The sequence below is a fragment of the Coxiella-like endosymbiont genome (genome assembly GCF_002871095.1).
In the GTDB taxonomy this organism is placed as follows: Bacteria; Pseudomonadota; Gammaproteobacteria; order Coxiellales; family Coxiellaceae; genus Coxiella.
The window spans coordinates 1-10,135 of record NZ_NSHJ01000107.1 but is presented as its reverse complement, the minus strand read 5'-3'; the positions used below and the strand labels follow the sequence as shown (position 1 = coordinate 10,135).

Here is a 10,135-nt window from a genome sequence, read left to right as displayed (position 1 = left end):
TATTGTTTACTTATAATTCACTAAAGATTGATCTCTCATGATAAAAAATTACGGTTTACAACAAGAAGGGATCCTTAACAAAAATCAAAAGGCGAGGGATCCTTATTATCTCTTGCAATATACAATCACCTATTCCTACACAGCCCCTAATAAAGCCTTATGTTTAGGTTTACTATTTTAAAATCAGAGGTTCTATAAAAGTTTCATTCTGAGGTTGTATAAAAATTTCATTTAATTTAGTATTCTACTATCATTAGAATAGTATACTTGTATCATTAGAATAGTATACTTGCTAAAATGTTCATAAAATACTTGTATAAATAAGTAGAGCTCTAAAAGTAAAAAAATTTATATAAAATTAATAAAAGAATTTACGTACTGCTTTATCTCTCTCCAAAAATAATGCTATAGAATAATACTATAGAAACTAAAATACCTTAATCAGGGAGGACCTCTTTCTACTCCCACCTGACACTCATGACAATCTAAAAAGTGTACTCCTCTAAAGAGGCCCCGAGCAGACAGACCTCTCCTAGCCATAGAGAGAGAAGAGTCTCTTACGCAATTCAGAAATATCATTACTTCATTAAAAGTTTTTCTCAATACAAGAAAAGCACACTATGGGCATACGGCACGCTGATCAGTTAAACCAAACCCATAAAAAAAACAAATCAAGATAGATTTTCTACTGCTACGACAGACAGCTTACACTATAGGGGGGGGAAGAAACTACACTTCTTAATATAATGGTGTTTTTTCTCAATTTATACCTATTGTTGGCTTACTTTTTATAGCAACAGTACATTTATTTATCACACCCACCACTGGAAGGACTCCTTACGGGACCAAGCTATATACATCATTACAGAAGTAAATAAGCCAATTTCTACTCAAAAGCAAAATCTCTGCTAACAAATCCTTAATTAATTTAAAATTAACGGAGAAATGACTCCCTTAAAATACTATCAACATTAAATATACACTACCTCATTGAAAATGATTATCAAAAAAGCGGTTGTCGATCAATTTAGCGTTTTTCCTTCGCCTCACAACCGATCAAAAAACTTCTCTTCATAAAGAGATGGAGGAGTTGCTAAAACTTATTTAATTAATCTTTTTTACTATTATCTTCTATCGATAAAATGAGGATCTATGTTCATCAGTTAATCAATAAGATTCACAATAATTTCATGCGTTTACTAGAAAATAAGGTCGCAAAAATCTATTGGATTTCATTATTCGCAAACTAGCACAAAAAATAAAAAGTACTATGTTTCAATAAATGTTTCATCAATAACATTGCCTGCTCTCTTGCTGACGCTATGCTTTTTGGGGATATTAAAGCCTTGTTTATTCAAAAAATTTATTTCATCACCAGTTCAAATATTACTCTAAGTAATCTTTTAGAAAGATGGATTACAACAAGAGGAATTTTTTCAGCAATTACTCATGATTAAAGATCATACAAAAATCTTTTATTGAAGATTTTCTAAGATGATCAATTACACTTTATACAATGGCGGCTGGAGTTTATTTCTTTCCTCTGCGTAAAAAAATAGCACTAAAGATGAGAAAAGTCTTTTATTATTCACAAAAATAATAAAGAATTTGATACGCCTATCGAATACTTCAAACAGCTTTTTCCCATTCAGAAAGAAAAAGGAATACCAACATAGTTTAATTTCCTGTATATATATGGAATACCATGATCTACAAAAAATTTTTTAGCTCTTTCACAAGAATATAAAATAATTATAGTCAATAACACCAATTATATGTAGATTAAAAAATCCAACAAAATGCTCTATTAAATTAAAAGAAGGTTTTATGATGCAACAATTCATCAGATTATTTCAGCAAAATTAGATATAAAATCCCCCCTTATCTAAAAAATTACCGAACTGCTTCTCAATTTAAATTTACTCAGACTGAATGCTGGCTAATAGAAATGTATTTTAGGAATTACTTACAGAGAGTTTAAGCGCGATAAGAAGAAGTAAAATATAAAATAATTAGATAACCCGATATTCCTGCGATCAAAGAACCAGTAATGATACCTAATCGTACCATTCCAGGATAGTACTGTCCAACAGAACTAAATGCGAGGGTTCCGATGAATAAACTCATACTAAAACCTACACCTGCTAGCAAACTTATGCCATAGAGGGAACCCCAATTTCCACCATATGGCATGTGAGCCCAACCTGCTTTGATAGCCAACCAAGAGGTCAACCAAATTCCAATTTGTTTCCCTAGAAACAAGCCTAGAGCAATTCCCAATGTAACTGGACTTAATAAATTATCTACACTCATCCCAGCAAAAGAAACACCTGCATTTGCAAAAGCAAATACTGGTAGCACTCCAAAAGCTACCCAAAAGTGTAATTTATCTTCCAAATTTCGCAATGGTGAAATTTGGGGATTTTCTTGATCACGAATCGGAATCATAAAAGCTAAGAGAATACCAGTTAAAGTAGCGTGAATACCAGATTTTAAAACACAAAACCACAAAGCAATTCCAATTAGAATATAAGCCGTGATCCTTGTCACACCTAATCGATTGAATAAAAATAATAATCCTAAAAACAGACTTGCACTTAACAACTGAATCAAGCAAATATGATGCGTATAAAAAATTAAAATAATAAGAATTGCACCAATGTCATCAAAAATAGCTAAAGCTATTAAAAATATCTTTAGGCCAATAGGTAATCGATTCCCTAATAAGCATAAAATTCCTAATGAAAACGCAATATCAGTAGCGGTAGGAATTGCCCATCCCCATAGAGAAATGGGGTTACTCCAATTAAAAGTAATATAGATTATAGCTGGGACTATCATCCCCCCTACCCCTGCTATTACAGGTAATGAAGCTTTAGAAAGACTGTTCAGCTCTCCTTCAAACATTGCTCGTTTAATTTTTAAACCCACTAATAAAAAGAAAATCGTCATTAATCCATCATTAATCCATAAGAATATGGGTTTAATTAATTGTAACGGACCGAATTGAATACTTAGAGGGAGATTTAACAAATCTTCGTAATAAATATGCCATGGTGTATTCTCAATAATCAGCGCCAAAACAGCCGCAACAAAAAGAACAATACCAGCACTAGATTCTAATTTAAGAAATTTATACAGTGTTCGGACTTGCAATTACTTTCCCCGATCATAAAACCCCACAACTCAAGAAGTAATATTAAATTGCGAAGCTAAATTTAATGAGGCGCTTTGAGAGTTTTCATTCAAATTTAACTGAAGTGAACTTCATCTGAAAGCATCATCAATATCACTTAAAATTATACTTACTGATAAATCCCCCTCCATACATCCCGAAATTATTATCATTACACAATAATTTCACGAAAGGTCTGCAAAATCACCTAAATTGATCTAATTTAGGGAAACTATCGCTTAACCTCCCAACTAATCTATCTGAAAATCAGTATAATGACTAAACAATCATAACAGTACAACTAAATCTGGTAGATAAGAATCAGCTCAACTTGATGCAATTACGATATATCTTATATAATCTTACTTACTTAATTATCTAGTATTAATATATTACCAAAGTAAAACTACTCTAACCCCATTCACTATGGAATACCAAAAATAGGAAAATTATCCCTCTATCTGCATAAACAATATATTGAATACACTTAGAAATTCTGAATTTCTAAAAAATTTGCCTAGAGGATTGCATTCTTTTCTTAAACCCAGTAGCATTACAAACTCTGGAGCTAACTCTAAAGGTCAATTGATATATGCCAATGATAGAAGTGCCTGATAATAATACTTTTGATGTCGCTATGCGGCGCTTTAAACGAGCCTGTGAAAAAGCAGGCATCCTTACTAAATTACGTCAAATAGAATATTACGAAAAACCTACAAGTAAACGCAAACGAAAAAAAGCTGCTGCTGTGAAGCGATATACAAAGAAAATTCAGAAAGAAAAAGAAATACTAGCACGTGAGCGAACTCACTATTAACTGATCATTCACCTAAGAGGTTTATTAAATTAATGACCTCAATTCTCGGTGCCCAATGAATTCAAAAAGATATCAAAATCTTATATAGGCAACAAAAAAGATTATTTAACTATCATTTTTTATCACTTGAAGTAATTTAAATAAGTAAATTGATCATCCAAAGGATAAGATGGTAGTCTAGAAAGGAGCATAACAATGCATTTCTTAAAATTAAAGAAATGATCAAACAACATTGTGAGTTTATTTAGCCAATATGAAAATGAGAATCATCCTAATCTCATTAAAAAAACAATACAAGATTAAAATATTAAAAAGTTAGCTCACTAAAGTTATCAGCAAAATAGAAATTATAATACACCGCTTAATTCAGCAAGCTCTCTTAAAGAGATCCAAGTGAGCTTAATTAAAGCTATGGGAAACAAGCTTGATAGTTATAATTACTACTAAAAAAGAAAAGTTAGGAGATCCCCGCCGTATAGACGATAATCAGTGTGGTTAGTGCAAAAGTAAAAAACCTTTGGAATTAAAAATCTAAGTGAATTCATTTTTAATGATTACCTGCTCTACTTTATTAGTAAAAAACGGCTGCGACCAATCTAAGCTGGGTGTAAAATAAGAATTATGCAACGTATTCCACAATCTTTCATTCAAGATCTGGTATCTCGTATTGATATTCTAGAATTAATTCAATCGCGTGTAAATCTGAAAAAGCGAGGGTACAACTATTTAGGACTATGTCCTTTTCATAATGAGAAAACACCCTCATTTACTGTTAGCCCTACAAAACAATTTTATTATTGCTTCGGGTGCGGGGCCACTGGAAATGCTATCAATTTTTTAATGCAATTTAATCGTACAGAATTTGTTGAAACCATTACAGATTTATCTTTTCAACTTGGTCTGGAAATTCCGATAGATACTCGACATTCTAACTCACCTGAACGAGAAGAGTATTATAGTCTTTTAAAAAAAATTTCTAGCTATTATCAACAACAATTGAAACATTCACCAATCGCTATTAATTATTTAAAATCACGCGCCCTCACAGGTGAGATCGTCAAACAATTTGCTCTTGGATATGCACCATTGAATTGGGAAAATTTAAAAGTATTTATTAAAAATTCTAAAATTGCAGCTCAACTAATTACCAATGGATTGATCATTAAAAAAGATTATCGGCTCTTAGATCGTTTCCGTCATCGGATCATCTTCCCTATTCGGGATGTTCGGGGCCGTATTATTGCTTTTGGAGGAAGAGCCTTAGGTAACGAGCAACCTAAATACATAAATTCCCCTAAAACTCCAATTTTTCACAAAGGTAATGAATTATATGGGCTTTATGAAGCCCGTAAAAATCAGGCTAATTTGTCTTGCTTTCTAATTGTAGAAGGTTATATGGATGTTATTACACTTCATCAATATCAGATTTTTTACGCTGTGGCTACGATGGGCACAACAACCAATGCTCAACATTTAAAAAAATTATTGCGCTACGTCAATGAAATCATCTACTGCTTTGATGGAGATAAAGCGGGAAAGCAAGCTGCATGGCGAGCACTTACCGAAAGCCTACCTTTCATGCGCGATGGAATTCATATTCGTTTTTTATTTTTACCCGAAAAAGAAGATCCCGATACTTTAATTCGTAAGATTGGTAAAGATGCTTTTGAAGAAAAAATAAAAGCAGCATTACCATTAAGTGAGGTATTCTTTCAACATTTACAAAGAGAAATTCCGCTTCATTCCATCGCTAATAAAGCTAATTTTGCTAAAAAGGCCTTAGAATATCTTAGTAGCATGCCTAAAGGTCTCTTCTATCAACTGCTTATCAAGGAACTTTCCAATCAGTTAGGGATAGAAATTGATAAAATCTATTCGCTTATTCAAGATAATTTAAAAAAAGGGCATACTTCACCAAATTATTTATTTTCATCTTCGCAAGTACTTTCTCTAGGTTATCATGTGATATCTATTTTAGTACGCATACCTTCGTTAGTTAGTCTAATTCCAAAGGATTTCCTGCTCATTAGTAACATGCCCGATATACAATTGCTTTTTAAAGTTATCACGCTTTTAACTAAGCAGAAAATTAATTCAACGGCTGAGTTACTGGCTCTATGGCCTGACTCTCAAGAACGCCAATTAATTGCAGATTTAGTGGGACGGCGTCTCCTTCTTGAAGAAGCCCATTTATCAGCGGAGGATTTAGCTATTGAACTCAAAGACGCTATTCAACGTCTTAAAGAACAAGCTCAAAAAGAAAAAACATGGCAGCTTTTAAGAAGAAAGAACTTGACGAAAGAGTCAACTGACATTATATAAAGAAAACAATATCCATCTTCTCTGAGACACCAAATCTTATACCTAAAAAATCATTCTAGGAGGGGGTCAATTTGACGGATGAAGAATAACATACTAATTCATTACTTTAGAAAATAAAGTATATTTTTAAGCAAGAACCATAAGGGTAGCAAAAGATTTATGCCAACTCATAAGAAAAAATTAAATAATTTAAAAGAAGATAAAAAAATAAATGTAAAAAAACTAAAGACCAATAACATTAAAGCTAAAACTAAACTAAAACTAAAATCAAAACCTGCGGTTAAACACCCCATGGAAAAGCAATCTAACCTCTCTAGAGGGGAAACAGTAAAAAAAGCTGAGACAATATCTGTGTATAAAAAGATTAGAGAAGAAGGTCTTAAAAAACTGAGTTCTCCACAGAAGGCTAAAGAAGAAGCGGCGATTCCTGCATTTTTATCCTCTATCCCTGCTAAATTAGAAGAAAATAGCATAGAAAACCAACGCTTAGGTTTTAGCACCTTATTAGAAGAGGCTAAAAATAAGGGATACTTAGTTCACGAAGATCTCATTAATTTTCTTCCGAATGATTATGCCGATCCAACACAAATGGAAGATATCATTAGTCGTCTCACTGAGATGGGAATTAAAGTATTTGAGATTCCCCCTGATACGGATTCCTTACTTTTGGAAGAAGACACCCAATCAGATGATGAAGAAATTAAAGATGACGTAGCAGAAGTATTAGCGACAGAAACACGTACTACAGATCCTGTTCGTATGTATATGAGAGAGATGGGTAGCGTTGAATTATTAACACGTGAAGGTGAGATTGTCATTGCCAAACGAATTGAAGATGGGATTCGTCAAGTAATGGGAGCTGTAGTCCAATACCCTGAACTCATCAAATCTTTTATTAAAGAATATGAAAGTACGATAAGTGCTGAGGGGCGATTAAGCGATTTACTTATTGGATTTTTTGACACAGAAGGAGCTGGAGCTGGGCTGCTTCTACCTCCAGAATCTACCAAAGAAGTTGAAATAAGTGAAGACGAAGAAGAAAGCGGTGAAGAGCGCGTGGATGAATTTGGTGAAAATGGCCCTGATCCAGTAATAACACAAAAAAATATGGAAAAGCTTAAAATCCTTTATAATCGTTATTCAAATGCAATTAAACGGTACGGGAAAAAAACACCGCTTACTTTAAAACATCAAAAAAATTTATCAGAATTTTTTTCCACTTTTAAACTCTCTATCCGTCAATTCAATCAACTTACAGGACGATTACGTCGCCTTTTAAAAGAAGTGCGTAGTTATGAGCAGTTAATTATGGGTTATTGTGTAGTAAAAGCAAAAACATCACGTAAAAAATTCATTCCATCCTTCCCTCACAATGAAACTAATATGAATTGGTTGGAGCAATATAAAAAAGAAAATAAGGAAGAGGCAAAACTATTAGAACTTTATAGTAAAGAGATTTATCGTGCTCAACGAAATCTCGCACAATTAGAAGAAAAAAGTAATTTAACTATTCAGGAAATTAAAGAAATTAATCGTCGAGTTGCTATTGGCGAAGCAAAATCACGCCGTGCTAAAAAGGAAATGATCGAAGCTAACTTACGTCTGGTAATTTCCATAGCAAAAAAATACACTAATCGTGGCTTACAATTTCTTGATCTAATCCAAGAAGGTAATATTGGTTTGATGAAAGCCGTGGATAAGTTTGAATATCGCCGCGGCTATAAATTTTCAACCTATGCTACTTGGTGGATCCGTCAAGCAATTACTCGTTCAATTGCCGATCAGGCACGTACTATTCGGATCCCTGTGCACATGATTGAAACTATAAATAAACTTAATCGAATTAGCCGGCAAATTTCACAAGAAACTGGTATGGAAGCTACCCCCGAAGAATTAGGACGCCGCATGGATATGCCTGAAGAAAAAGTGAGAAAAGTACTGAAAATTGCTAAAGAACCCATTTCTATGGAAACACCAATTGGTGAAGATGAAGATTCTAATCTTGGAGACTTTATTGAAGATGTGAATATAGAATCGCCTATTGATTTTGCAACTTCAGCCGGTTTGGTAGAGGCAACCCGTAAAATTTTAGCTACCCTTACCCCCCGTGAAGCCAAAGTTTTACGGATGCGTTTTGGAATTGATATGAATACCGATCATACTCTGGAAGAGGTAGGTAAGCAATTCGATGTAACACGAGAACGAATACGACAAATTGAAGCTAAAGCATTACGTAAATTACGTCATCCTAGTCGCGCCGAAAAATTATATAGTTTTCTTGAAACTGAAGAATAAATAGTTTTATGTTTTTTTACTAAATTAGCCTCTAAGAGAGATCTAGCAATTTAAATTTAGTCATAAGACATAAACCCCCCCCCATACATAAAACCTCTTCAGCTTTTTGATTCACGAGCACAGTATTGTTCTCATCACAATCACACCCATTAAAAAGTCTCTGAAGTCTCATCTCACACTTTGTACATAAAAGAAAAACCAATATTTCTACTTCACCCCCCCTTAAATAACACCCACTCTAAAAAAACACAAAATTTTTAGAAATCAAAATCATGTTTTTCATTGTAAAACAGTGATGCTAAATTGCTAAAATATCCTAATTATATTCTATCAATTCCCATGACCAAAGAATCAACAAGAGAAATCTATACACTCACTTTAGGCACATTAACAATTATTTTAAAATAAAAAGCAATTTAAGAAACATCAGAAAAACCTATCTATGCCAATTAATCTTATAGTAATTACCCCATATAATAAAAAGAGCAAGCAAATTTTTTGGCAAGCAAAGAAGAGGTATTTAGATCTCTTATTGTCTATGATCAGGATAAGCTATACGAACTATGATCAAAATTCTCATTAGTGTTAAAACTTCTAGATATAATGGTAAAAATTTTTTACAATAGCGAAATTTTAAAAAAATATAAAAACTCGCTACTTATCAAGAGCTCCAACTCTATAACTCCTTACCTGATCTAAAGCTTTACAGAGAGACTAAAAACCCAACCTTAAGTTGAGTTTTTTTGATGAGCCCACATCAAAGATAATAACAAATTTTTAGATGGGCATACATAACACGTATCCGCTTTACTCATTCCTTCTAAGATTCTAAAATCATAAGTAATAACACTCTATTTTCTGAATTCCGTTAACTGCTAATTTAGCTGTTAGATCTAAGATACATACCCTGATCAAAAAACGTAGCTCATAACGCCAACTCTACTAGCCAATAACATACCTTTCCCTCAAAGGAACCCATAAAAAAGATCATTACAGCGTGATTATAAGACCCAAAATAACTTAAAAAAGCTTAGTAAGCATACTAAAAAAACAACATTACAGAATTCTCTACCCCTTTATACAGTCATCTGAGCAAATAAAATTAATAAATCTATTAATAAATAAATTTAAAATCTACATTTTTAAAAAAGCTAGACGTAAAATGAACTATTTGATTGTTATATTAAAATAGTCAAGTCTTTCCTGAATAAGTGGGCCCACCAGGAGTTGAACCTGGGACCTCTCGATTATGAGTCGATTGCTCTTACCAACTAAGCTATGGGCCCTTAAATGAGTGTTCCCTCTGCAGAGGGAAATTATTTTTATCATGTTACTATCTCAAGAAGCAAGTAAAGTATTTTACCAAAAAAATCTTTTCAGTTAAGTATGAGATTTATACTATCAACTATTAAACTCCTCCTACTTTTTCTAAGGTAAAATCCTTCATCTAAGGTCAAACTTTAGAATTGAGAAAAGATAGTGCAGAGATAACGAACACTTCTTTACCTATACTAGCTACGATATTT

The 10,135-nt window shown here is 32.9% G+C and carries 4 protein-coding genes and 1 tRNA gene; 3 read left to right on the top strand and 2 right to left on the bottom strand.

Annotated elements, in window-relative coordinates:
- Positions 1-1,977 precede the first annotated feature (1,977 nt).
- Positions 1,978-3,156 (bottom strand): Na+/H+ antiporter NhaA, encoded by a 1,179-nt coding sequence (gene nhaA / locus CLERM_RS02370; RefSeq protein WP_102156998.1) that lies wholly within the window; start codon positions 3,154-3,156, stop codon positions 1,978-1,980.
- Between the two features lie 611 nt (positions 3,157-3,767).
- Here nhaA and rpsU point away from each other — a divergent pair.
- From rpsU to rpoD, 3 genes are all read left to right on the top strand, one after another.
- Positions 3,768-3,992, top strand: coding sequence for a 30S ribosomal protein S21 (rpsU, locus tag CLERM_RS02365; RefSeq protein ID WP_102156997.1), 225 nt, complete (start codon positions 3,768-3,770; stop codon positions 3,990-3,992).
- A gap of 621 nt (positions 3,993-4,613) precedes the next feature.
- Positions 4,614-6,314, top strand: a complete 1,701-nt coding sequence (dnaG, locus tag CLERM_RS02360; protein ID WP_102156996.1) for a DNA primase — start codon at positions 4,614-4,616, stop codon at positions 6,312-6,314.
- Between the two features lie 159 nt (positions 6,315-6,473).
- Positions 6,474-8,609 carry an RNA polymerase sigma factor RpoD gene (gene rpoD, locus CLERM_RS02355; RefSeq protein WP_236905122.1) on the top strand — a complete coding sequence of 712 codons (2,136 nt, stop codon included), beginning with the start codon at positions 6,474-6,476 and terminating at the stop codon, positions 8,607-8,609.
- Positions 8,610-9,821: 1,212 nt separating this feature from the next.
- Here rpoD and CLERM_RS02350 read toward each other — a convergent pair.
- Positions 9,822-9,895, bottom strand: a tRNA-Ile gene (locus CLERM_RS02350).
- Between the last annotated feature and the right edge of the window lie 240 nt (positions 9,896-10,135).